The organism is Methylobacterium mesophilicum, from assembly GCF_022179445.1.
Taxonomy (GTDB): Bacteria; Pseudomonadota; Alphaproteobacteria; order Rhizobiales; family Beijerinckiaceae; genus Methylobacterium; species Methylobacterium mesophilicum.
The window spans coordinates 89,111-113,074 of sequence record NZ_BPQU01000010.1 but is presented as its reverse complement, the minus strand read 5'-3'; the positions used below and the strand labels follow the sequence as shown (position 1 = coordinate 113,074).

Here is a 23,964-nt window from a genome sequence, read left to right as displayed (position 1 = left end):
TAACGTGACGCTGCTTGCGGCTCCCGTCTGCCCCTCGGGGACGAGCCGATCGCCACTCCCAAGATCCGTCGATCATGTCGGAGCCGTCTGTCCCGGGTGCGGGACCGTGACGGCCCTGCGGTTCTGCCACGTCGATGTCACTGTATCCTGGGAATGGCTCGACCCGGGACCATCGTCCATCGTGGAAACCGTCGTGATGACCGATATTGCCCTCGCCGACCCTAGCCGTCGAGGCCGTCCAGGCTGGATCGTGCTTCGCCTCGCGTCACTCTTAGCCACCGTTGCGCTGCTCCCCCTGGGCGGCTGCGGCGTGCTCGATCACGGCGTGCTGGGCGCCGCCGGCCCGGTCGCGGATCAGACCCGCAGCCTGTTCCTTCTCGTTTGCACAATCCTGATTTTCGTCGCCGCGCCGGTCCTGCTGCTGACGCCGATCTTCGCCTGGCACTACCGCTTGTCGAACACCAAGAGCGCCTATCGACCGCAATGGGGCTTCAACTGGCCTCTCGAAGGCTTCATCTGGATCCCACCTGCGATCATCGTCATCGTGCTCGCCGTGTTCCTGTGGCGCGACACCCACAAGCTCGACCCATACAAGCCACTTGCCTCACCATACCCCCCCATCGAGGTGCAGGTGGTCGCCCTCGATTGGAAGTGGTTGTTCATCTACCCCGACGAAGGCGTGGCGAGCGTCAACGAGCTCGTCTTCCCCGCCGATCACCCGGTGCATCTCAGCCTGACGAGCGGCACGGTCATGCAATCGTTCTTCGTGCCGCAGCTCGCTGGCCAGATCTACGCCATGGCCGGCATGACGACACAGCATAACCTCGCCGCAAGTCGGCCTGGTCGCTTCCGTGGCGAGAACGTGCAGTTCAACGGCATGGGCTTCCAGAACCAGAAGTTCCCGGTCCTGGCCAAATCGACCGACGGTTACGCCTCCTGGCTCGCTCAAGCCCGTTCGGGGGGGAAGACCCTCGACGCGGGCGCCTATGCGGCCCTGGCCGCCCGCACGCTCCAGGCCGAGCCGATCCTGTTCGGGTCGGTGACGTCGGGCCTGTTCCAGACGATCCTCGCCCAGAACGATCCGGGCATGCACACCGCCCACGGACATCACCCCAAATGAGTGACGACGGTTTACGGTCCTTCCTGTTCGGCCGGTTGGACGCGCATGCGTTCCCGTTCGTGCGGGCCTGGGAGAATCCCAACCTCAGCGAACTCATCGGCGCCTTTGCCGGCGCACTCGTGATCGTCGGTGCGGTCGTCCTCGTCGCGCTGCTGACATGGAAACGTTGGTGGCGTCCGCTCTTCCTCGACTGGCTGACCAGCCTCGACCACAAGAAGATCGGGATCATGTACATCGTGATCGCCGGCGTGATGCTCAGCCGCGCCCTCGTCGAGGCGGTCCTGATGCGCGCGCAGCAATCGCTCGCGGTCAACGCTCCCGGCATCGTCGCGCCCGAACACTTTGCGCAGCTCTTCAGCACGCATGGCACGATCATGATCTTCTTCATGGCGATGCCGTTCCTGACCGGGCTGATCAACTACGTCGTGCCGTTGCAGATCGGCGCCCGCGATGTCGCCTTCCCGCTCCTGAACTCCATCAGCCTGATGCTGACCGCGGGCGGGGCCGGCCTCGTGATGATCTCGCTCGCCGTCGGCGAGTTCTCGACCGGAGGATGGTCGGGCTATCCGCCCTACACGGGGAAGGTCTTCCAGCCCGGCGTCGGCCCGGATTACTGGATCTGGGCGATCACGCTGTCGTCCCTCGGGACGACCTTCTCGGGGCTCAACTTCACGGCGACGATCTACAAGAAGCGCTGCCCCGGGATGCATCTCACGCGCATGCCGCTCTTCTGCTGGACGGCGCTCTGCACATCGATCCTGATGATCTTCGCGATGCCTCCGCTGACGCTCGCGACCGCGCTCCTCGCCCTCGATCGCTACGCCGACTTCCACTTCTTCACGAACGATCTCGGCGGCAACATGATGAACTACGTCAACCTCTTCTGGCTGTTCGGCCATCCCGAGGTCTACATCCTCATCCTGCCGGCCTTCGGCGTCTACTCCGAGGTGATATCGGCCTTCTCGTCGAAAGAGCTCTACGGCTACAAGTCGCTCGCCGCCGCCACCATGGTGATCGGCGTGCTCTCGTTCACGGTCTGGCTACACCACTTCTTCACGATGGGACAGAGCGCCGACGTCAACGCCTTCTTCGGCGTGGCGACGATGACCATCGCTATCCCGACAGGGGTCAAGATCTACGACTGGATCTGGACGATGTTTCGCGGTGAAGTGCGCTTCACCACGCCGATGCTGTTTTCCCTCGCCTTCATCGTCACCTTCGTCCTCGGTGGCCTCACCGGGATCCTGCTCGCGATCCCGCCGATCGACTTCGTGGTCCACAACACGGTCTTCCTCGTGGCCCACTTCCACAACGTGCTGATCCCGGGCCTGCTCTACGGCATGATCGCCGGATACATGTACTGGTTTCCCAAGGCCTTCGGCTTCCGGCTGTCGGAGGTCTGGGGCCGGATCTCCTTCGGCTTCTGGGTCTCGGGGTTCTATCTCGCCTTCATGCCGCTCTACGTGCTCGGCCTCGGCGGCATGGCGCGGCGGAGCCAGGCCCTGTTCGAGCCCGATTACCGACCCTGGCTCCTCGTGGCGATCGTCGGGGCCTTCCTCTTGCTCGCAGGCCTCGTCACCCTGTTCGTCCAGCTCTGGGTCAGCGTGAGGGACCGTGAGGCGAACCGCGTCCCGGTCGGCGACCCTTGGGACGCACGCAGCCTGGAGTGGTCGGTCTCGGCACCGCCGCCGGAGTACAACTTCGCGACGATCCCGCACGTGGATCGGCTCGATCCTTTCTATTGGCTCAAGGAGCGCAAGGAGGCCTACAAGCTGGCCGACCACTATCAGGCCATCGTCATGCCGAAGAACAGCTGGGTTGGCCCGCTGGTCGGGCTGGCCGGTGCGGTCTGCGCCTTCGGCCTCGTCTGGCACATCTGGTGGCTGACCATTCTCGGTTTCATCGGCGTTTGGGCACCGGTCGTCGCGCGCAGCTTCGTGCGCGATGTCCATCGGACGATTTCCGCATCCGAGATCGAGGCGACGGACCGGCGATGGCTCGATCTGGCCCGCACGACGCGTCCCGTCCCCCGCGAACTCGAAACCGAGCCGGTCAATCTTGGGCTCGCCCGACCCTTCCCCACGCAGGTGCCGTCATGAGCGCCCTGCAGCTCCGGCATGTCGGGCTCAACCTCCTCAACTCGGATGAGATGGAGCCGGGGGAGGCCGCCATCGGCCTCTACGGTTTCTGGATCTTCCTGATGAGCGACGCGATCCTGTTTGCGTTGCTCTTCGCGATCTACGGGACGCAGCTTTCGGCGACGGCCGGTGCTCCTGGGCCGGCCGCGGAGTTCAAGCTCGGCCCCTCTTTCATTGAGACGCTCATCCTGCTCACCAGCAGCCTGACCTTCGGCCTTGCCTCCATCTCCATGAAGTATGACCGGGGTCGGATAGGCGTCGTCGCATGGCTTTTACTAACGCTCGTCCTGGGGATCGTCTTCCTCGGTTTCGAACTCAGCGATTTCCGGACGATGTTCGCCGATGGAGCGACGCCGAACCGCAGCGGCTTCCTGTCGGCCTTCTTTGCACTGGTACCGACGCACGGCCTGCACGTCACCGCCGGCTGCATCTGGATCATGGTGATGCTCGCACAGATCGCGGTGTTCGGCCTGGACGCCAGGGTCAAGCTGAATCTGCTGAAGCTCGGCCTATTTTGGCATTTCCTCGACATCATCTGGATCGCAATCTTCTCCGTGGTCTATCTTCAGGGAACTCTCACATGACCACCCGAGGGCCCTCGAAGGGCGTCGTGTTGCTAAAGGCTGCCGGCGCGGCCGCTCTGATCGGCACTGCGAGAGCATTGGCGGGCGGCGCGGCGATCGCGAGGGATCGACGGGGAGACGAGGCCAGGGCACGCCTGCGATCGAGCGATGAGAAGCATGCCAAACGCCGCGACCTGATGACCTACGGCATCGGGTACGTTTTCGCCCTTCTCCTCACCGGCGCCGCGTTTGCGGTCGTGACCTGGGGATGGGCAGCAGGCACGACGGCGCTTGGGATCGTTTTCGCACTGGCCCTGGTCCAAGCCGTGGTGCACTTCCGCTGCTTCCTACACGTGGATCTGCGCCGCTCATCCCGCGACGATCTGCAGTTGATCCTGTTCTCCACCCTCATCATCGGGCTGATGGTGGGCGGCACCCTCGTCGTACTGCTCAACCTGCGTATGCGGATGACGTAGTCGCGGCGAGGGGCTGCCCATCCCTCACCGGAGGCGGCGCAAGGTCGGTGAAGCTCTCGCAACCGTCAAGGCTCCGACAAGCACCGTTCCGAGTGCCGCGGCGATGCCGAGTTTGAGCCAGCGCGGGTCGGCAGCCGGCACCGACGTGAGCGAGCGATCATCAAACCTCCCATGCGCACCCGGATCGGTGTCGACGGGATCGTAGAGGTTGTCCGGCCGCCCTTCGATCGCAGCTTGGCTTGTCATTTCACCGCGATAGCCGTGTCGCGCGAGGTAGCCGTCGATCCAGCCCGGGATGATCATGTTGCCGATGATCGCCTTCCAGGTCGGGAAGCCGATCCAGAGTTCGCGCGGCGAGGTCTGGGCCGCGCGATAGACATGGCGCGCGATCGCCTCTGGTTGATAGATCGGCGGGACCGGTTCCAGCCGACGCGGCATGCGCGTTCGCGCCCAGTCGAACTGCGGCGTGTTCACCGCCGGAAGCTGCACCATCGTCAACCGCACCCGCGAACCATCGTGCAGCAACTCGCTGCGCAGGCTGTCGACGAAGCCCCGCACGGCGGCCTTCGCCGCGCAGTAGCTCGATTGGAGCGGAATCGACCGGTACGCCAGGGCGGAGCCGATGCAGACGATGGAGCCGGCGTTTCGGTGCTGCATGTGCTTGAGGGCCGCCAGCGTGCCGTAGACCTGTCCGAGATACGTCACCTCGGTCGCCCGCTTGTACTCCTCAGGCGATGTCTGCTGCACCGGCGCGTAGATCGTCACCATCGCCACGTTGATCCAAACGTCGATGCCACCGAACGCCCTCACGGTCTCGTCCGCCGCACGCATGACGGCTTCGGCGTCCGCGACGTCGACCCGATGCGCCAGCGCCCGGCCCCCGGCGTTCTCGATGTCCCGTACGGTACCGTCGAGCCCTGCTTCTCCCCGCGCCAGCACCGAAACGTTCCAGTGATGCCGGGCAAATTCGTGGGCGATCGCCCGCCCCACCCCTGCACTTGCACCGGTCACCACCACGGTGGGACGCCGGTCCACTTTTCGCTTTTGGCTCATCGGTCATCCGTTGGAACTAATTTGGACATTTTCCTGGTCGTGGCCCATCAACGTTCCAGCGGACAGCGCGTTCGCCTGTCATGGGCAACATGAGCGTTTCATCCTCATGGGGTGGAATTCGTCCGAATCGCAGTTGTCGCCGACCAGCAGGCGCCGCCGGATTTGAGCGAAGGACCCTTCATTCCCTCAGCGCTCGCGTGTCCAGACGAGATCGTAGCGCTCGCTCGGCCATTCCGACGGAGCTTGAAGCGATTTGGCGGCGCCGCGATACAACGCGGTTCAACGTTCGGGATTCGTGCCACGGACCTGCCAGGCTTAAAAAGCAGACCTGCCGCGTCCGACCCAACTACGCCATAGAAGCGGGCTGACGCTGTTCTCGAAAGCAGACATCGAGGCTGGGCTCGCGTCACGGAGGCATTGTTTGAGATGTTCGCCTTCCGGACTGGCGACACCGCTCGATTAATCCGTGATCTGCACCTGCTCGATGCCGCCGAGTTTGCCGGGCTTGCCCGCCGCGACCACGAAGTAACGGCGGCTCGGGCCGGCGTCCTTGCGGGTGACTTGCCGGATCGGACCGATCGCGTTGACGATGGCCGCGCCGGCCGGGTTGGTGGTGAAGGCGGCGAGTGGCTCCAGGCCGGTCGCGCCCTTCGGATCTGCGGACAGCGCCAGCACGAACGGCATCTTCGGCGCCAGTCCCGTGATCGCGGCCTGCAGCGTCTGCAGCACGCCCTGGTCGAACAGGGTAACCTGCGTCGCCGGCTTGCCGTCGCCGCCCGCGAGCGTCAGCGCACTGGTCTGGCCTGCGGCCCCCAGCGGCTGCAGGTTTTGCATTCCGTCGCCCTCCGGCACGGCGTTCGGGACGTAGGCGACGCCCTGCGGACCCTGCCCGATCGGCACCTCGGCGATCACCGTGTTCGACGCGGTGTCGATCACCGCGGCCTTGTCGGCGTTCTCCAGGCCGACATAGACGCGGCTGCCGTCGCCCGAGGGCCAGAGCCCGTGCGGCAGGGCGCCGGTCGGGATCGTTGCGAGCTGGGAGAAATCGTCGGTGCGGAACACCTTGACCTGGTTCAGGCCGCCAATCGTCACGTAGGCGAACTGGCCGGCCTTGGTCGAGACGATGTTGACGTGGTTGGTGATCGGCCCGGTCTCGATCGTCTTCAGCGGCGCGAATGGCGGACGCGCCGAAAACACCTGGGTCCGGCCGACATCCTTGAGGGTGAACCACACCTGCTTGCCGTCCGGCGTGGCGGCGATGTCGGGGCAGAACGGACTCTCCTGCTTCACGCGGCCGACGATGGCGTGGGTCTTGGTGTCGATGACGACGGTCTCGGGGCTGAAGCTGGAGCAGACGTAACCGTAGGTGCCGTCCGGCGAGAAGATCGTCATGCCCGGCCCGTTTGGTACGGTGACCCGGCGGGTCTCCATGGCGGTCGCGGCATCGAGCACGGCGATATAGTCTTCGCCGCGCACGCTCACCCAGACCTCTCGGCCGTCCGGCGTGAAGAAGGCTTCGTGTGGCGAGCGGCCGACATAGGCGGTGTGGCGGACCGCGTTGGTCGCCGTGTCGATGAAGCTCACGGAGTTCGAACCGATCGAGACCGCGAGCAGGGTCCTGTGGTCCGGCGAGAAGCCCATGCCGTGAACCAGAAGCTGCCCGCGATAGAGCGGGCTCAGGTTTATCGGCGTCGGGTCGCCGAGCCGGATCACCCCGAGCAGGGTGTTGGCGGCGGGATCGACCACAGAGACCGTATTGGAGAACTGATCGGAGGTGTAGAATCGGTCTTTGCTGCTGATGGGCTCGTCGGGCGCCGAGGCGGGGCCCGGAGCCTGCCCGGCGAAGGCCGAGCCGGAGAGCAGCACAAGGGCGAGAACGGTCAGGGCGGTCTTCATCGGCGGTGCTCCGAAGGCATCTCGGCGGCAGGTGCCGCGCCATGGTGGTGAACGGGAGGGGCGCCGGCGGCCTGACCCGGCATCGCGGGGCGATCGGCGAGCGCGCGGCGCATCACATCGATCTCCTGGCCCTGCTCGACGACGATCCCCTGCGCGAGGCGGCGCAGGACCGGATCCTTGCCGTGGAGCAGCTCCGCCTTCGCCATCGCGATCGCGCCTTCGTGGTGCGGGATCATCATCGCGGCGAAGTCGCGGTCGGGGTCGCCCGAGGGCGGGACCATCATGTCGGCATGCATCTGCGCCATCGACTGCGCCATCATCGCGTCGAAGGACGCGGACGGAGCTGCCGCTGGCTCGGTGGCGGCCAAGGTCGGGCGCATCATCATCCGGCCGCCGACGAGGCCGCTTGCCATCAGCGCCGCCGTCACGGCAAATCCCAGTGCTCCGCGCATGCGGCTTCCTTTTGATCCGGTGTCGATGGGAAGGATGCCTGGGGCGCGGCTTTATTCCGCGGATGTGGCTGAGAGCCCGTTCACGCCTTCGTGATCTGTCGTCGAGAAGACGCGTGGAATAGAGGCGCCTCTTGGGCATCCCTCCCGATGCGGTCATGCTCGACCGCGGGAGACCTCACCCATGCGCACTCTGCTGATCCGCGCCGCCTTCGCGGCTGTCGCCTTCTCCGCCTTGGCCGCCCAGGCCGCCGCGCCTGCCGTGACGGCCGAGACCGCCAAGGGGCCGGCGCTCGTCGATGCCAAGAGCATGACCCTCTACACCTTCGACAAGGACATGGGCGGCAAGTCGATGTGCAACGGCCCCTGCGCGACCAACTGGCCGGCCCTGATGGCCGCCTCCGGCTCGGCCGCCAGCGGCGACTGGACGATGGTGACGCGGGATGACGGCACGATGCAGTGGGCCTACAAGGGCAAGCCGCTCTACACCTTTGCCAAGGACACCAAGCCCGGCGACATCACCGGCGACGGCTTCCTCAACGGCGCATGGCACATCGCCAAGCCTTGATCGGTAAAGCCTCGTGGACGAGATCGCCGCCCTCATCGAACCGCAGATCCCGGCCCTGCGGCGCTACGCCGTGGCGCTGTTGCGGGACCGCGAGGCGGCGGACGACCTCGTCCAGGACACCCTGGAGCGGGCGTTGTCCGCCTGGTCCGGACGTCGCCGCGACGGCGACCTGCGGGCGTGGCTGTTCACGATCGAGCGCAACCTGTTCCTCGGCGCCGTCCGGCGCCGGGGCCGGCGCGGCGTCGATTGCGGCGCGGAAGCGCTGGAGCAGGTGCCCGACCCAGGTATCGACCCGGAAGCCGCGTTGGGAGCCCGCGACGTACTCGCCGGCCTCGACACCCTGCCCGAGGAACAGCGCTCGGTGCTGCTGCTCGTCGCGGTGGAGGATCTGTCTTATGCCGAGGCGGCCCAGGTGCTCGGGGTACCGCTGGGTACGGTGATGTCGCGGTTGAGCCGGGCGCGGACACGGATGCGAAGTTTTCTGGAAACTGGCCGGACTGGCCTCTTGAGGAGGGTGAAATGAGCGGGGATCCACGCCCGGTCGGCGAGGACGACCTGCACGGCCTGATCGACGGCCGCCTCGAACCGGAGCGGCAGGCGCTGGTCGAGGCATGGCTCAAAGGAAACCCCGCGCGTGCGGCCGAGGTCTCGGCGGATCGCGCCCTGCGCGAGCACCTGCGTGCCCGCCTCGCGCCGATCGCCGAGGAGGCGATCCCGGCGCGGCTCCGGGTGGCCAACATCCGCTCGCGGCGCCGGTTCGTCGGCAGGGGCTGGTTCCCCATGGCGGCAGCAGCCGTTCTCTGCCTCGCGCTCGGCGGTGCCGGCGGCTGGTTCGGCCATGCCCTGCGCAGCGGGCCCACGACGATGATGGTGGCGGGGGCACCGGTGACGCAGGACGCGGTCGCGGCCTTTCGCACCTTCGTGGTCGAGGTGGTGCATCCGGTGGAGGTGCGCGCCGACGAGAAGCCCCACCTCGTGACGTGGCTCTCGAAGCGCCTCGGTCACGCGGTCGCGGCCCCCGATCTCGCGGCCCAAGGGTTTCGCCTGATGGGCGGGCGGCTGCTGCCGGCCGGCGCCGAATCCGCAGCGATGCTAATGTACGACGACGACCGCGGAACCCGCCTGACGCTTTACAGCCGCGTCGGAGACGGCGATGGGCGAACGCTCTTCCGCTTCGCCCGAGAGGGCGACATCGCTGCCTTCTCCTGGGTCGATGGTGGCATGTCCTACGTCGTCACCGGCCGCACCGACGAGGCTCGGCTGCTCACCGTCGCGCAGGCGGTCGATGCGCACGTCCGCGGCCTCGCGCCGGATCGTCGGCAGCCGTGACCCTCGACCAGCTTCGCATCTTCGTGGCGGTGGCCGAGCGGCAGCACGTGACGCGGGCCGCCGAGGCGCTGAACATCGTCCAATCGGCGGTCAGCACGGCGATCGCCAACATCGAGGGGCGGCACGCGACGAAGCTGTTTCACCGGGTTGGCCGCGGGATCGAGTTGACCGAGGCGGGGCGTGTGTTCCTCGACGAGGCCCGCGCCGTGCTCGCCCGGGCCGAGGCCGCCGAACTGGTGCTCGCCGACCTCAGCGGCATGCGACGCGGGACGCTGGCGCTCTACGCCAGCCAGACCATCGCCAGCGATTGGTTGCCGCGCCACCTCGTCGCCTTCCGCCGCACCTACCCTGAGATCGCCATCCGGCTGGCGGTCGGCAACACCACCGACGCCGCCGACGCGGTGCGCGCCGGGCAGGCCGAACTCGGCTTCGTCGAGGGGGCGTTGGACGACCCGACGCTTGCGAGCACCACCATCGCGCGCGACCAACTCGTCCTCGTGGTTGCCCCAGCCCATCCCTTCGCAGGGGCGACCGCCCTCGAACCTAAGGACCTCGCCGGGGGCGATTGGGTGCTGCGCGAGGCGGGATCGGGAACCCGCTCGGCCTTCGAGGCGGCGCTCACGGAGGCTGGCCTCTCCACGGCCCAACTCCGGGTCACGCTCGAACTGCCCTCGAACGAGGCGGTGCGCGCCGCCGTCGAGGCCGGGGGCGGGGCCGCCGTTCTGTCCGAGACCGTAGTGGCAGCTGCGCTTCGGGCCGGAACGCTGGTGCGGGCGGCGTTTGCCCTGCCGAGCCGTCCGTTCCGGGTGCTGCGCCACAAGGAGCGCTACTGCAGCCGGGCCGCCGACGCGTTGCTCGACCTGATCGCGACGGCGGATGCCGGATGAGCGATCCTGCGAAACCCGTGCCCCCCGACGATCCCCGGGTGAGGCTCGCCGAGGACCGGACGGTGCTGGCAGCCGAGCGTACGTTCGTGGCGTGGCTTCGCACCGGGCTCGCCTTCCTCGGCGTCGGCCTGGCCGCGCAGCGCTTCCTGCGAGAGGTGCTGGCGGTCTGGCCACTGAAGGTGCTGTCGCTCACGCTGATCGCCTGTGCGCTCGCCTCGTTCGCCGGCGCCGCATGGCGGGACCGGGCGATCCGAGCGCGACTCGCCCATGCCGAGATCCCGATGATGCCGCGCATCCTCACCGTCGGGGTTGCGGCCCTGCTCATCGCGATCTCGGGCCTCGCGGCCATCGCCCTGCTCTGGGCGTGACGGTCATCAGGCAACGGTCACCCGCACCCGGTGCCAGGCGGCGCTGAGGTAGCCCTTGTAGTTCCAGGTGTCGTCGGGCGCGGCCGGCTGGGTCTGGCCGGCGGAATCCCAGGCCCGCACCGCGAGTTCGTGCTCGCCCGCAGTCAGCTCGCGGTCGATCTCCCAGAACGTCCAGGCGTAGGGCGCGTCCGCATCGCGGTCGATCCGGGCCTGTGCCCAGCTGCGACCGCCATCCGTCGAGACATCGACGCGGGCGACCGCGCGGTCACTGGCGATGGCGTAGCCGCGGATCGTGTGCCGGCCGGCCTTCAACGCCGCGCCGCGGGCGGGCTCGCAGATCGCGCTGTTGAGCGGCATCGCCTCGATGGTGATGCCGTGGGCGGGGTCGGCGGTCTCGGCGGTCACGTCGGGCGGAAACAGCTTGTAGTCGTCGGCCTGCATCGGATTGTCGGAGGGCCGGTCCTGCACCGTGATGCGGGCGAGCCACTTCGGGCTGCGGATACCGGCAAATCCCGGCACCACCACGCGCAGGGGGTGGCCATGCTCGGGGGCGAGAGGCTCGCCGTTCATTGCGAAGGCGACCAACGTCTCGGGGGCGAGCGCCTTGGCGAGCGGGATCGAGGCGCCGAAACGCGTGTCCGTGTCCGCGATCCGGTCGTGGCTCTCGAAGGCGACGTGGCGCGTATCGCCCGCATCGATGCCGGCCGCGCGCAGAACGTCGGCGAGGCGCACCCCAGTCCATTTCGCGTTGCCGATGGCGCCGGGCGCCCACGGGTCGCCGGAGACCGGGGCCACCGCCAGCATGTCGGCCCGGCGGTTGCCAGCGCATTGCATTACCGCCGTGACGGTGACGGGCGCAAACCGCGTCTTCAGATCGGCAATGGACAGTTCGAGCGGCGTCGCAACCATCCCGTCGACGGTCAGGCGGTAGCTGTCGGCGTCGAGGTCCGGGATATTCCCGTGGCTGCGGACGTAGAAGTCGACCTGGTCGGTGATGAAGGCCGCGCGCAGGCGATCGAGCGGCGGCTCGGCGTTGTAGGGCGCCTTTCCGTGGACGATGAGGCGGTCCTTGCGCTGGAACAGGCCGAGCATGGGGTCTTTGTCCTGCGTTCGTGAGGTGTCGACGACGAGAACGCGCCGGGAACCGACAAGGCCCCCGGCGCGCGTCGCCTCAGGGCTTCATCGTCGAGACCACCGCATTCTTCGCGCGATCAACCACGGCGACGCTGAGGTCGCGGTTGAGGACGTAGGCGTGGGCGTTGTCGGCCGAGAACGCGATCGCCTGGCGCGGCTCGTTCAGGCCGGTCACCGTTGCGACGACCTTGAGGGTGCCGGTGTCGATCACCGAGAGCGAGTTGTCCTTGAGGTTGCCCGAATAGACAAAGTGCCCGTCCGGGGTCAGCGCGGCGCCGTAGGGGTCCTTGCCCACTGCCACCTCGGAGGTGACCTTGCGGGCGGCGACATCGACCACGCCGATGGTGTTACGGCCGCTGTTGGCGGCAAACAGCGTCTTTCCGTCCTTGGTGATCGAGATCGCGCGCAGCTTGTCGAACCCGGCGATCTCGCCGGTGATCTTGTTGGTGGCGGTATCAACCAACGTGACCTTGTCGCCGAGGAAGTTCGTCACGAACACGGTCTTGCCGTCCGGCGACAGCTTCACGCCCTGGCGCGGCTGCGAGAAGCCGGGGATCACGGCCTCGGCGAGCATGGTCTTGGTGTCGAACACGGTCAGCGTGCTTGCGGCCTCGTTGTTGACGTAGAGCTTGCCTCCGTCGGCCGAGAGCACCGTGCCGAACGCTCCGGGGCCCGCGGCGAGAACGCCGGCCTCCTTGCCAGTGGCGGTGTCGTAGACCGTGATCCGGCCGGTACCGCTGTCGGAGACGTAGAAGCGGGCGCCGTCCGGCGCGAACACGATGTTGCGCGGCGTGACGAAGCCGTCGAGGCGGCGCAGCACCGTGCCCTTGGCGACGTCGTAGACGACGACGGCGCTCTCCTCGCTGTTCGACACAGCGGCGACGGTCCCGGCGGCGTTCAGCGCCAGCGCGTTGTTCTTGATCGCGCCGTCGAAGCCGGCGGCGGACCCGGGCTGGGCCTGGGCCAGGAGCAAGGCGGCTCCGGCGAGGAGGGTGCGGAGGCTGGTGCGGATATGGGTCATGAAGCGGGTCTCTCGGGCATGCGCGCTCGTTCGGCGGCCGGGGCCTGCCGTGAGGGCTGGTTCGAAATCGGAAATCCGTGGTGCAAGGCCGGGCCGGCCGTGCATCGCCCTGAGGAGACGCCGGAAGGCTCGGTCTATTCCCCGAGGCCGGCGAAAAAAGCGCGGCGGCCTCGGGATTCGGGGGTTCAGGGCGTCGGCTTCAACGCCGTCAGGTAGTCGACGATGGTCTGCACGTCGGCCTGATCGACGGGCGCCTTGTAGACGTGGACCATCTTGTTCACGGTCTCGGTCCACTGCGCCTTCGTGAGCTTGGGCTGGGTCAGCACCATCCCGGCCGAGTGGCAGGCGAGGCAGTTGTTGTTGACCGCCTCGGCCCCCGGCCCGTCCGGGAAGATCCGGTCGGAGGTCGGCATCGCGATGGATTGCGAGGTGAAGCGCATCGGCTCGGGAGCCGGGGCGGCGAGCGCCACCAGGGGAGACAGTATGAGCGCGGCGATGAGGGCCGCAGGGCGGATCGGGTTCATGGCTGTTCTCCTCAAGCGGCCTGGAAGGACACGGCCTCGATGCCGTTCTGCATGAAGCCGGCGCCGTTCCAGACCCGGTCCATGGGCTGCGCGACGCCGTTGGTGTTGGTGCAGCGGACCCTGGCCGTGTGGGTGCCGGCGGCCAGCGCCGGCAGGCTGCCCTCGAAGCGGCGGAAGCTGTAGGGGCCCTCGTCCGCGCCGAGCTGCGCCGGGAACCACGTCGCTCCGCCATCATCGGAGAAGTCGACCGCCTTCACCCCGCAATCGCCGCCGAAGGCGATGCCGCGAATGGCCACCGGTGTTCCGGCCGCCACCTTGGCGCCATCGGTCAGGTTGGTGACGAAGGAGCGCGGCACCATCCTGTTGATCGGCACCGTCTTGAAGCCGGTCTGGCCGGGTTTGATGTTGGCGCCCGGCACGTCCGGAATGCGGTAGGCGGTCTTCATCCAGTACCCGTCGTCGGGCTTGTCCAGCACCTCGATGTCGGACAGCATCTTGACCCAATAGGTCGAGTACCAGCCCGGCACCACAAGCCGGAGCGGGAAGCCGTTGAGCAGCGGGAGCTGCTCGCCGTTCATCGCGTAGGCGATCATCACCTCACCATTGTTGGCGTGGTCGAGATCGAGCGACTTCTTGAAGTCCGGCGCGTCGTCGACCACGGGCTCGTCGAGGCCGCTGAAGCGCACCTGCACGGCACCGGCCTTCACCCCGGCCTTTTCGAGCACGTCCTTGAGGCGCACCCCGGTCCAGCGGGCGTTGCCCATCGAGCCGTTGGCCCATTGCGCGCCGGGCACCCGCGGCTCGAACAGCCCGCGCGAATTACCCGAGCACTGGTTCACCGCGGCGATCTCGAAGCGCGGCAGGCCGGCGATGGCGTCGAGCGAGAGCGAGAGTTCCTTGTCGACGTGGCCGTGGACCTTAAGACGGAAGGTGCCGGCGTCGACTTCGGTCGGGATCGAGGCCCAGTGCCAACGGACGTAGAAGCGGTCGTTGGGGGTGAACACGCCCTCGTCGAACACCGAGAATGGCGTCTCCAGCAGCGGCGGATGGGTGCGTTGAAGGATCATCTCGGCCTTGCCCGGAAAGGCGGTGGTCAGCGCCCGCTCGTCCGGGCCGCCAGGCAGCGGAAGCTTCACCGAGCCTGCCGCCCAGGCCGGCATGGCGGCGCCGAGGCTGCCGAGCCCTAGGCCACTCAGGACGAGGCGGCGGTTCGTCGGTCTGTCCAGTCCGTGCATGGTTTCCCCCTTTAAAGAATGTCGGCGTCGATGCGTTCGAGGGCACCGGGCGGGTGGCAATTTCTTGCAACCAAGGAGATGTTACGGGATGAGATTTATTCCCGCCAACGGTCTCTCGCGATGCGAACGATCTCTCAATGCGATGGTTTAGAAACTTTCGATCTCCGCCTCTGTGGTGACGGAGGCCGTTTAAGCGTCACGCCGCCGGCGCTTCGACGGGCGCGGTCCTGCGATGCCCGAACAAGGCGTGCCGTTCGGCGAAACCGCGCAGGGCGACAATGCCGAGCGGTTCGAGGGCATGCGCCAATCCGTCGATGAAAGTGTCGGTGGCGATCAGCGGCGTGTCGTAGGTCTTGCACAGGCGCTCGACGCGAGCGAGCACGTTGAGATCGCGGCCGATCGCCGTGAAGTCGACCCGGTCGCCGCCGCCGATATTGCCGTAGGCGATCTCCCCGACATGAAGTGCGACGCCGACCTCGAAGGCAGCTGTGTCACCGTCGCGCAGGGTCGCAAGCGCAGCGAGTGCGGCCTCGGCGGCACGCAAGGCGGCACGGCGCGCCGCAGCCTCGTCGCGATCGGCATCGAACACGGCCAGTAGCCCGTCGCCGATATACTTCAGTACCTCGCCGCCTTCCGCCTCGATGGCTGGCACGATGCCATCGAACATCCGGTTGAGGGCGGCCACCACACGGTCGGGGCTCTGCCGGTCGGACAGTTCACCGAACCCGCGCAAGTCAGTCAGCATCATAGCGGCCCGCATCAGACGTACATCGCCGCGCCGCACTGTGCCGGCCAGGATTTGCCGTGCCGGGTCGCGCCCGACATAGGCGCTCAGCACCGCGCCGAGCATGTCGTCGAGCGCCTTGATCTCGAACAGCAGCGAGAACGGCTCGACCAGCGCCAGCAACGTGTCGATCTCGATCAGCGTGAAGCCGCCCGGTCTCGCCGTGGCCCAGGAGGCGGCGCCCATGCGTCCACGCGCGGCGCGCAGCGGCACGATGAGGTAGTCGGTCAGACCCTCGTCGCGAAGCTCGCCGAGCACGGGAAACGGCAGCGGCCCATCCCCGTCGAGACGGTATCGGAACGGGGTACGGGTCTCGACCACGTGCTCGACGGTGTTGCCGTGAAAAGTCGGCGTGCCCTCGATGCCGTGGCGGCGACGCAGGGCTAGGCTCGACGCTCCTGGATGCCAGACGCGCATCACCCACCGGAACGACGGATGCAGGGTCGGCGCGTGGGTGGTGGCGCGGGCCAGTGGCAGGCCGAGCCCCGAGAGGCACGCGCTGAATCCGTCGAGAAGGGCTGCCGCGTCCGCCGCTTCGCGACCCGGCCCCATCAACCATCCCGTCGCCTGCGCAACCGCCTCGGACGAAGATTGGGACGAACGTGTCACAGCAGTTCTTTCATCAAGAATTCGGATCGATGCCATAGCGCGGATCAGACGAGGCCGAGCACGTGGATCAGGCCGAGGCTGACGGCGCCGAGGGCGAGGAGCGAGGCGACCACCGCGAGGGTCACCCGCGCCCCGGCCTTGGCGACGCTGCGCACGTCGACCCCGAGGCCGAGCGCCGCCATCGAGACCACGGTCAGCACGTTGGCGGTCTCCGACATCGGCGCGAGCGCAACCTGCGGGACCAGCCCGGCCGAGCGAAGGCCCGCGAGCGCAAGGAAGGCGAGGATGAACCACGGCACCAGGCGGTGGATCGCGAGGCCGCCGCGGGCCGGGCGGTCGCCGGCGGTGACGCCGGGGGCGGCCTCGTCGGTCTCCTCGCGCAGCCGGCTTGCGCCGAGCGAGAGCATCAGGACGACCGGGCCGAGCATCAGCACCCGGACCAGCTTCACCAGGGTTCCGACCTGGACGCTGAGCGCCGCGACCGGCGCGGTGGCGGCGAGGACCTGCGGAACAGCGTAGACGGTGAGGCCGGCGAGCACGCCGTACTGCATCGGCGACAGACCGAGCAGCGGCACTAGCAGCGGCAGGCCGAGCACCACCAGCACGCCCAGCACCGCGGTGAAGGCGATGGAGGCGGCGACGTCCTCGCCGTCGGCGCCGATCACCGGTGCCGTGGCCGCGATCGCCGAGTTGCCGCAGATCGAGTTCCCGCAGGCCACGAGGATCGCCATGCGCGGATGCAGCCCGAGCGCTCGGCCGATGCCGTAACTCGACAGGATCGCCACGACGACGACGCCCGCGATGCCGAAGAGCAGGCCCGGTCCGGCGGCGAGGATCGTCGCGAGGCTGAGCGACGCGCCGAGCAGTACGACCGCGATCTCCAGCACGGTCTTGGCCCCGAAGGCGATGCCGGGAAAGAAACGCTGCGACGGGGTCCAAATCGTGCGGATCGCGCTGCCGAGCAGGATCGCGAGCACCAGGGCTTCGAGCCAGGCACGACCGAACAGGTGCGCCTCGGCGGCTTCGAAGCCGATCGCTGCGGCGGTGACCGCCACGCAGAGGCCCAGTCCCGGAAGGATGGCTCTCGTGCCGGCCAAGGCACGCGTCGAACGAGAGTGGGAGAAAAGTCTGGGCGCGGACATGGATGGCTCCGATGTGATGCCGGAGGATCCCAGGTCCCGTTCATTCACTCCAACGGAATGATTAGATGCTTTTCATCACTGAAATAGATGGAATGAAGACCCCTTCAGAGTTTGCGGAGACGCATTGTGGGGGGGCGACAGGCGGATTCACCCGTCGATCCAGCGGGCCGTGATCGTCGTGTCCGCAGCAAGCTCATAGATCCTGACGGAGCCCGTCGCGAGTTCGAGGTGCTCGACCTCCGCGGGGCTCAGGTCTTCAAGCGCCATGACAAGCGCCCGCAGGCAATTGCCGTGGGCGACGACGAGCACGTCCCCGCACATGACCGCCGGCAGGATGGTTCGGAGGTAGCATGGCACGATGCGGGCGCCGGTATCGCGCAGGCTCTCACCGTTCGGCGGCGCCTCGGCGTAGGAGCGGCGCCAGGTCTCGATCCGCTCCGCCCCCCAGCGCGCATCGGCGGCAATCTTGTCGAGCCCGCTGAGGTCGCCGTAGTCTCGCTCGTCGAGCGCGGCGAAGCGTTGGGGGACCAATCCGGGTTGCCCGAGCGCATCGAGAATAAGCCGGCCGCTCACGACGGCCCGCGTCAGCGTCGAGGTGAAGGCTGCGGAAGAGCGCCAGCTGCGCTCGGCCAAACGCTGCCCGGCTGCCTCGGCTTCCATGCGGCCCTGCTCGGTCAAGGGCGAGTCCAGCAATCCCGTGAACAGGCCGGATCGGTTGGCTACGCTCTGGCCATGCCGGACCAGCACGAGATGTCGCGTGACCGGGGCTTTGCAATCGTGAATCACGCTGTCTCCCGAGGCAGAGCACTTTCGTGCCGGTCGCATCGCCTCTGATGATGTCGGCATCCGACTTCAACGAACTTCGACCATGCGATGGGTTGGACCGTCCATCCGGCGTCGGCGGGTCATCCTAGGTCCGCTTAAGAACGTCTTGCGACTGAAAGCAGCCAAGCTGCTTCCCACCCAACTCAGCCGTTCAGAGGCGCCAGCCAAGGGAACTGAAACTGGCCGAAGACCGAACGTCCGCTCTGAAGCGACGGCCAGGGAAAACCGGACCTCAAACGAAATTTCCCCAAAGCGACACGAATTCAATGAGATCATTCTGTCGTTTGGCTCGAGACGCCTGACGTTATGCAGAGATAACCTTCGAAGCTGACGAACGGAGTTTGCCGGAACGCTGATCGATTCCGCTTGCTTCCGACTTCGACGCCGTGATCAGCCAGCAACACCATGATGTTTCTTCAGCTCCCCTGACCCTAGTTGAACCCCTTAATCAGTCCGGTCCAAAGCCGGCTGGTCAGGTCACCCATCCGGCGTCACTGGCCAGAACGAATGGCGGTTGGGACCGTTCGTGGACATCTCCATCGACCGCGGCTCGCCGATGTCGGATAGGACGGCTGGCCGAGGTTGATTGCCGGTCAGGGAGCCGCACGGCACTGGAAAAACCGGGCGTTGCCGGTAAAACAATCGGGATCACCGCATGTCTTACGAGCCACAATGCCCGCGACGATGCCCATTCACAATAATGCCGGCGCGGGTTCCCGCACCGGCACAGTTTCTAGTGTCGGACCCTGCAGCCGATTAGTTCGGCAGGGCGAAGTCGGTTAGCGCACCGCCGAGGTTGGTGTACTGCGACAGGGCCGCGTAGCCACCCACCGCGCCGAGGCCGGCATTCGGATCGGTCAGACCGGCCGCGAGGCCGATGCCGGCCCAGCCGCCCACGCCCGAGAGCACGGCGATGTGCTGCTTGCCCTTGTGCTGGTAGGTCATCACGTTGCCGATGATGCCCGACGGGGTCTTGAACCTCCAAAGCTCCTTGCCGGTCTTGTCGTCGACCGCCTTGATGTAGCCTTCGAGGGTTCCGTAGAATACCACGTCACCGGCGGTGGCCAGAGCACCGGACCACACCGAGAACTGCTCCGGGTCGGACCAAACGATCTTACCCTTGGTCCCGTCCCAGGCGATGAAGTTGCCCATGCCGCCATGCGAGTTCGGGGCCGGGTACATCGAGAGGGTCGCACCGACATAGGGCTGGCCCGGGGTGTAGGTGACCCGGAACGGCTCGTAGTCCATGCAGACGTGGTTGGTGGGCACGTAGAACAGGTTGGTCTTCGGCGAGAAGGCCGCAGGCTGCTCATCCTTCGACCCAAGGGCCGCCGGGCAGATGCCCTTGGAGTTGGTGTCCTCGCCGTTCTGCTCGGTCGAGTACTTGGCGTCCTGGAGCGGGCGGCCGTAAGTCTTCGAGCCCTTGTCCATGTCGACCTTGGTCGCCCAGTTGACGGCCGGATCGAACTTCTCGGCGACCAGAAGGGCGCCGGTCTCGCGGTTCAGTGTGTAGCCGAAGCCGTTACGGTCGAAGTGGGTCAGGAGCGGCTGCTCCTTGCCGTCGATCTTCTGATCCGTGAGGATCATCTCGTTGATGCCGTCGTAGTCCCACTCGTCGTGCGGGGTCATCTGGTAGACCCACTTGGCCATGCCGGTGTCCGGGTTACGTGCCCAGATGGTCATCGACCACTTGTTGTCGCCCGGACGCTGCTTGGGGTTCCAGGTCGAGGGGTTGCCCGAGCCGTAGTACATCAGGTCGAGCTTGGGGTCGTAGGAGTACCAGCCCCAGGTGCAGCCGCCGCCAGTCTTCCACTGATCGCCTTCCCAGGTCTTCAGCGAGGAGTCCTTGCCGATCGGCTTGCCGAGCGAGGTGGTCTTCTCCGGGTCGATCAGCATCTGGTCGTCCGGCCCTTCCGAGTAGCCGCGCCAGGCCCGCTTACCGGTCTTCAGGTCGTACGCGGTGATCGAGCACTGCACGCCGAACTCGCCGCCCGAGATGCCGACGATGACCTTGTCCTTCACCGGCATGACCGTGGCGGTGTTGGTCGCCCCCGCCTTCGGGTCGCCGTTGACGACAGACCAGTTCACCTTGCCGGTCTTGGCGTCGAGCGACACGAGGGTGGTGTCGGCCTGGTGCAGCAGGATGGCCCCGTCGGCATAGGCTAGGCCGCGGTTGACCGTGTCGCAGCACATGACCGGGATCACGGACGGATCCTGCTTCGGCTCGTACTTCCAGAGGATCTTCTGCTCGTGGTCGAGGTCGAGAGCGTACACGATGTTCGGGAACGGCGTGTGCACGTACATGATGTTGCCGATGACGAGCGGCGCGCCCTCGTGGCCACGCAGGACGCCGGTCGAGAAGGTCCAGGCGACCTGAAGGTCCTTTACGTTCTTGGTGTTGATCTGATCGAGCTTGGAATACCGTGTGTTCGCGTAGTCAAGTCCAGGGAAAGCCCAGTCGTTCGGGTTCTCCATCATCTTCATGAGGTTTTCGTTCGCCAGCGCGGGCAGCATCGTGGCGGCGTAGGCCACCGACGCTGCGACAGCGATCTTCTTCATGCGTGTTCCTCCACTGTGACGGTCCCGCTCAGGTTCGCGCCTGGCGGGGCGCCCTGTGATGCTTGTCGACCTCTCCGCTCGGGTCGGAACTGAAGGAGTTCGCCCCGAGGGAGTGCGTGAGGTCTAACGAGCTCGATAGAAAACACAATAAGGTTCTTCTAAGTGCGACACTTTTGATAGTATAGATTTTGCAATCAGAACAATAGGCGCAACCAAGCAACCCGAAAACTGAAGCAGTTATCAGGGTCAAGAAAAACTGATTTAAAAAAAGATCTAAGTTCCCGATTTACTGTCCTGATGTCGATTTTTTGGCTTGACTCAGAACACCACCAGGTTATCTAGACCTTGTTTGCGAAAGATGACTTGTCTGGCGAACGTCTTAAGTTACCGCTCGGGAGGTTCGCTGGATGCGGCGGGGTCTACGGACCTCGCCGTTTTTCTTTGCAAAGCACGCGAAAAAGCATGCGTAGATCTACGCATGCTTGGCGGGCTCAGAGCGGTAACGGGTGGGATCTCATCGGCACACAGCTCACGCAGGATCCCCGTGAAGGGATCGGGTTACGGACGTGCGCATGCCGGAAGTGGGGAAAGCATAGCCCTACCCGCGCCCGGAAGCGCTCGGTAGGAGCTATCGTCCCAGCCATAGGGGCCGGGCAGTTGTCGGGGAGCTCCATCCCCATCCCACGTTTGGGATCGTGGCCTAATCCGTGGACGGCGTCAATTCTTCGCGCACGGATCGCTTGCTTGCGAATGGCGTCGGCAAAGCGGGGCGCGGATCGATGCGATGCGGCATGATCCGCCTCACATCCGGCGAGGCTTGACGGGGGTACGGGCCGCCCTTATCTCGCCGGCGGCAATGGAATCTGCCGGGCCTTCCAGGCCGAACCGCCTTCGGGCTAATGACTCCTACCTTTTGCGGCACCGCAACAAGGGGGAGTCATGCGCGCTACGTTCCGTAATCTTTTCTCGACATTCAACGTCGCGGCCTTCGTGCGCACGCGACATGCGCATGCGATCTCTGTGATCCGCTGGATCCTCGCCCTGGTCCCCATGGCGGCGGCGGTCGGTACCTTGTGCGCGGCGTTCCTATGGACGCTCGACGCTGCGACCGAAGCACGGTTCACCTATCCGTGGCTGCTGTTTCTGCTGCCGGCCGGCGGCCTCGCCGTCGGGCTGCTGTATCACTGGTTCGGGCAGTCCGTCGAAGGCGGCAACAACCTCATCGTCGAGCAGATCCATGAGCCAGGCGGCGGCGTGCCCCTGCGCATGGCGCCCCTCATTTTCCTGGGCACCGTCGTCACCCACCTGTTCGGCGGCTCGGCCGGCCGCGAGGGTACGGCGGTGCAGCTCGGCGGCAGCCTGGCGAGCGCGGTCGGCAGGCTCTTCCGTCTCGATCCGCCCAGCGTCCGGATCATGCTGATGGCCGGGATCGCGGCCGGGTTCGGAGCCGTGTTCGGCACACCGCTCGCCGGCGCGATCTTCGCGCTTGAGGTCCTGGCGGTCGGCCGGGTCGAGTACGCCGCGCTGGTGCCGTGTCTGGTGGCCGCCGTCGTCGGCGACTGGGTCTGCCAGCTGTGGGGTATCCACCACGGGCTCTATCGCATCGACTACCTGGCCGGGGGCATCGGAACGCATATGATCGAGCCGCTGCTGCTGGCCAAGGTGGCGGTCGCCGGCGTCGCCTTCGGCCTCGCAGGCCTGCTGTTCGCCGAGGCGAACCACATCCTCGGCGGCTGGTGCAAGCGGTTGATTTCCTTCGGGCCGCTGCGGCCCGTGGCAGGCGGCCTGGCGGTCATCGCCCTGGTCTATCTGTGTGGCACCCGCGACTATCTCGGCCTCGGCGTGTGGTCGGCCGATCCGCACGGGCTGACGATCGCAAGCTTCTTCGGGCCGGACGTGCATCCGTGGAGCTGGGCGCTCAAGATCCTGTTCACCGTCGTGACGCTGAGCGCCGGGTTCAAGGGCGGCGAGGTCACGCCGCTCTTCTTCATCGGGGCGGCACTCGGCAACGCGTTGGCCGGCGTGCTGGGCGCACCCGTGGATCTGATGGCCGGTCTCGGCTTCGTCGCCGTGTTCGCCGGGGCCGCCAATACGCCCCTGGCCTGCACCCTCATGGGCATCGAGCTCTTCGGCGCCACGCACGGCGTCTACATCGCGGTGGCCTGTTTCCTCGCCTACCTCTGTTCCGGGCACAGCGGCATCTACCTGTCCCAACGCATCGCCGTGCCGAAGATCGCGACCGGCGGCACCCACCATCTCGGGGCCACGTTGCGGCATGTCCGCACCGCCAGGGCCTCGCGCCCATCGTCCCCGGCCGTCGTCGCACCAACCCTCACCGAGAAGAAGGAGGATCCATGCCCCATAGCCATCAAGTGACCCCGGCGGAAATCGGCATGCTCCGCATCTACCTGCGGCGCGGCGACAAGAGCGGCCCGAGGACCTTACGCTCGTTGTGGGGAGCCAAGCCGCTCTTCCGGGAACTGGTCCAATCGGCCAAGGCCGACGGCCTGCTGAACGCGACGGCCCATCCCACCCAGTACGGCTACAGCAACCACGGACCCGTGCGCGAGGACGGGTCGGAGACGGTCGACCCGCAACTGACCATCTGCGTCGAGGTGATCGGTCAGCGGGAGCAACTCGAAGGATTCTGTCGCCGCCACGGCGACCTGCTGGGAGGCAAGGTCATCGTCTACAAGCACCTGGAACATTGGAGCGTAACGCCCACGGGGCTGGCGCACGAGGACGCGACGCCGCAGGAACTGGCGGTCAACCCGTGACCCGCATGCTCCTGCCTGCGCGTTGCGAACACGGACCCTCTCATCGGGGACCGGGAGGGAGCCGGTGGTAGGCCTGTTTGCCTCGTGGCAGTTCTGGGCGCTGCTCTCGGCCGCGTTCGCCGCCCTGACCGCGATCTTCGCCAAGATCGGGATCGAGAACATCAACTCGGACTTCGCGACGTTCATCCGGACCGTCGTGATCCTCGTCGTCCTGGGTGGCATCCTGACGGTCACCGCTCAGTGGCAGGGGCCAGGGTCGGTGTCGCGCCGGACGTACCTGTTCCTGGTGCTGTCGGGGCTCGCCACCGGCGGTTCGTGGCTCTGCTACTTCCGCGCCCTGAAGCTCGGCGATGCCGCCCGCGTGGCGCCCATCGACAAGCTGAGCGTGGTCCTCGTCGCCGTGTTCGGTGTGATCTTCCTGGGCGAGCGTCTGGCCGGGCCGAACTGGTTAGGCATCGCCCTGATCGCCGCCGGCGCCATCCTGGTCGCCTACAAGGTTTGAGGCAC

General features: G+C 66.7%; 23 protein-coding genes and 2 riboswitches. Of the genes, 12 read left to right on the top strand and 11 right to left on the bottom strand.

Going from position 1 to position 23,964, the window contains the following annotated elements; genetic code table 11:
• Positions 1-106 precede the first annotated feature (106 nt).
• Genes MFF40_RS12635 through MFF40_RS12620 form a run of 4 tightly spaced genes read left to right on the top strand, consistent with a single transcriptional unit; the run spans position 107 to position 4,297 of the window.
• Positions 107-1,120 (top strand): cytochrome ubiquinol oxidase subunit II, encoded by a 1,014-nt coding sequence (locus MFF40_RS12635; RefSeq protein ID WP_238260722.1) that lies wholly within the window; start codon positions 107-109, stop codon positions 1,118-1,120.
• On the top strand, positions 1,117-3,219 hold the full coding sequence (locus MFF40_RS12630) for a cbb3-type cytochrome c oxidase subunit I (protein ID WP_238260720.1): 2,103 nt from the start codon (positions 1,117-1,119) through the stop codon (positions 3,217-3,219). The genes MFF40_RS12635 and MFF40_RS12630 overlap by 4 nt, the downstream gene beginning before the upstream one ends.
• Positions 3,216-3,842: a cytochrome c oxidase subunit 3 gene (locus MFF40_RS12625; protein ID WP_238260717.1), complete on the top strand. Its 627-nt coding sequence runs from the start codon at positions 3,216-3,218 to the stop codon at positions 3,840-3,842. The genes MFF40_RS12630 and MFF40_RS12625 overlap by 4 nt, the downstream gene beginning before the upstream one ends.
• Entirely contained in the window at positions 3,839-4,297 is a 459-nt protein-coding gene (locus tag MFF40_RS12620) for a cytochrome o ubiquinol oxidase subunit IV (protein ID WP_238260715.1), read from the top strand. The genes MFF40_RS12625 and MFF40_RS12620 overlap by 4 nt, the downstream gene beginning before the upstream one ends.
• 24 nt (positions 4,298-4,321) lie before the next feature.
• Here MFF40_RS12620 and MFF40_RS12615 read toward each other — a convergent pair whose 3' ends face one another.
• From MFF40_RS12615 to copM, 3 genes are all read right to left on the bottom strand, one after another.
• Complete coding sequence (locus MFF40_RS12615) at positions 4,322-5,350, bottom strand: SDR family oxidoreductase (RefSeq protein WP_238260713.1); 1,029 nt, start codon at positions 5,348-5,350, stop codon at positions 4,322-4,324.
• Between the two features lie 459 nt (positions 5,351-5,809).
• Positions 5,810-7,246, bottom strand: a complete 1,437-nt coding sequence (locus MFF40_RS12610; protein ID WP_238260711.1) for a YncE family protein — start codon at positions 7,244-7,246, stop codon at positions 5,810-5,812.
• Complete coding sequence (gene copM / locus MFF40_RS12605; protein WP_238260709.1) at positions 7,243-7,698, bottom strand: CopM family metallochaperone; 456 nt, start codon at positions 7,696-7,698, stop codon at positions 7,243-7,245. The genes MFF40_RS12610 and copM overlap by 4 nt, the downstream gene beginning before the upstream one ends.
• A 181-nt stretch (positions 7,699-7,879) precedes the next feature.
• On the opposite strand from copM, the gene MFF40_RS12600 reads away from it, so the two are divergent.
• The 5 genes from MFF40_RS12600 to MFF40_RS12580 are packed head-to-tail and all read left to right on the top strand — an operon-like array spanning position 7,880 to position 10,847.
• A complete protein-coding gene (locus MFF40_RS12600; RefSeq protein WP_238260707.1) occupies positions 7,880-8,263 on the top strand; it encodes a COG4315 family predicted lipoprotein in 384 nt (127 codons plus the stop codon).
• A 13-nt stretch (positions 8,264-8,276) separates the two neighbouring features.
• Positions 8,277-8,786 carry an RNA polymerase sigma factor gene (locus MFF40_RS12595; RefSeq protein ID WP_238260705.1) on the top strand — a complete coding sequence of 170 codons (510 nt, stop codon included), beginning with the start codon at positions 8,277-8,279 and terminating at the stop codon, positions 8,784-8,786.
• A complete protein-coding gene (locus tag MFF40_RS12590) occupies positions 8,783-9,592 on the top strand; it encodes an anti-sigma factor family protein (RefSeq protein WP_238260703.1) in 810 nt (269 codons plus the stop codon). Before MFF40_RS12595 ends, MFF40_RS12590 begins: the two co-directional genes overlap by 4 nt.
• The gene (locus tag MFF40_RS12585) at positions 9,589-10,479 is read left to right on the top strand and encodes a LysR family transcriptional regulator (protein ID WP_238260701.1); all 891 of its coding nucleotides are present in this window, start codon (positions 9,589-9,591) and stop codon (positions 10,477-10,479) included. The genes MFF40_RS12590 and MFF40_RS12585 overlap by 4 nt, the downstream gene beginning before the upstream one ends.
• Positions 10,476-10,847 (top strand): YidH family protein, encoded by a 372-nt coding sequence (locus tag MFF40_RS12580; protein ID WP_238260699.1) that lies wholly within the window; start codon positions 10,476-10,478, stop codon positions 10,845-10,847. The genes MFF40_RS12585 and MFF40_RS12580 overlap by 4 nt, the downstream gene beginning before the upstream one ends.
• 6 nt (positions 10,848-10,853) lie before the next feature.
• On the opposite strand, the gene MFF40_RS12575 is transcribed toward MFF40_RS12580, so the two are convergent.
• From MFF40_RS12575 to xoxF5, 8 genes are all read right to left on the bottom strand, one after another.
• The gene (locus MFF40_RS12575; protein WP_238260697.1) at positions 10,854-11,939 is read right to left on the bottom strand and encodes a molybdopterin-dependent oxidoreductase; all 1,086 of its coding nucleotides are present in this window, start codon (positions 11,937-11,939) and stop codon (positions 10,854-10,856) included.
• Between the two features lie 79 nt (positions 11,940-12,018).
• Positions 12,019-13,002: a beta-propeller fold lactonase family protein gene (locus MFF40_RS12570; protein WP_238260695.1), complete on the bottom strand. Its 984-nt coding sequence runs from the start codon at positions 13,000-13,002 to the stop codon at positions 12,019-12,021.
• 185 nt (positions 13,003-13,187) lie between these two features.
• Positions 13,188-13,526 carry a c-type cytochrome gene (locus MFF40_RS12565; protein ID WP_238260693.1) on the bottom strand — a complete coding sequence of 113 codons (339 nt, stop codon included), beginning with the start codon at positions 13,524-13,526 and terminating at the stop codon, positions 13,188-13,190.
• An 11-nt stretch (positions 13,527-13,537) separates the two neighbouring features.
• Positions 13,538-14,761, bottom strand: coding sequence for a molybdopterin-dependent oxidoreductase (locus MFF40_RS12560; protein WP_238260691.1), 1,224 nt, complete (start codon positions 14,759-14,761; stop codon positions 13,538-13,540).
• A gap of 196 nt (positions 14,762-14,957) precedes the next feature.
• Positions 14,958-16,190, bottom strand: a complete 1,233-nt coding sequence (locus MFF40_RS12555) for an adenylate/guanylate cyclase domain-containing protein (RefSeq protein WP_238260689.1) — start codon at positions 16,188-16,190, stop codon at positions 14,958-14,960.
• Between the two features lie 8 nt (positions 16,191-16,198).
• Positions 16,199-17,296 (bottom strand): YeiH family protein, encoded by a 1,098-nt coding sequence (locus MFF40_RS12550; protein ID WP_238260687.1) that lies wholly within the window; start codon positions 17,294-17,296, stop codon positions 16,199-16,201.
• Between the two features lie 147 nt (positions 17,297-17,443).
• Positions 17,444-18,082, bottom strand: a complete 639-nt coding sequence (locus tag MFF40_RS12545; protein ID WP_238260780.1) for a 2,3-bisphosphoglycerate-dependent phosphoglycerate mutase — start codon at positions 18,080-18,082, stop codon at positions 17,444-17,446.
• 795 nt (positions 18,083-18,877) lie between these two features.
• Positions 18,878-20,680, bottom strand: a complete 1,803-nt coding sequence (gene xoxF5, locus MFF40_RS12540; RefSeq protein WP_238260685.1) for a lanthanide-dependent methanol dehydrogenase XoxF5 — start codon at positions 20,678-20,680, stop codon at positions 18,878-18,880.
• Between the two features lie 615 nt (positions 20,681-21,295).
• Positions 21,296-21,367, bottom strand: a riboswitch (Fluoride riboswitch).
• 156 nt (positions 21,368-21,523) lie between these two features.
• A riboswitch (Fluoride riboswitch) is annotated at positions 21,524-21,596 on the top strand.
• 23 nt (positions 21,597-21,619) lie between these two features.
• Here xoxF5 and MFF40_RS12535 point away from each other — a divergent pair.
• The 3 genes from MFF40_RS12535 to MFF40_RS12525 all read left to right on the top strand — a co-directional run bounded on the left by MFF40_RS12535 (position 21,620) and on the right by MFF40_RS12525 (position 23,959).
• On the top strand, positions 21,620-23,056 hold the full coding sequence (locus MFF40_RS12535) for a voltage-gated chloride channel family protein (protein WP_238260683.1): 1,437 nt from the start codon (positions 21,620-21,622) through the stop codon (positions 23,054-23,056).
• 17 nt (positions 23,057-23,073) lie between these two features.
• Positions 23,074-23,457 (top strand): DUF190 domain-containing protein, encoded by a 384-nt coding sequence (locus tag MFF40_RS12530; RefSeq protein WP_238260680.1) that lies wholly within the window; start codon positions 23,074-23,076, stop codon positions 23,455-23,457.
• Positions 23,458-23,521: 64 nt separating this feature from the next.
• On the top strand, positions 23,522-23,959 hold the full coding sequence (locus MFF40_RS12525; protein WP_238260678.1) for an EamA family transporter: 438 nt from the start codon (positions 23,522-23,524) through the stop codon (positions 23,957-23,959).
• Positions 23,960-23,964 lie beyond the last annotated feature (5 nt).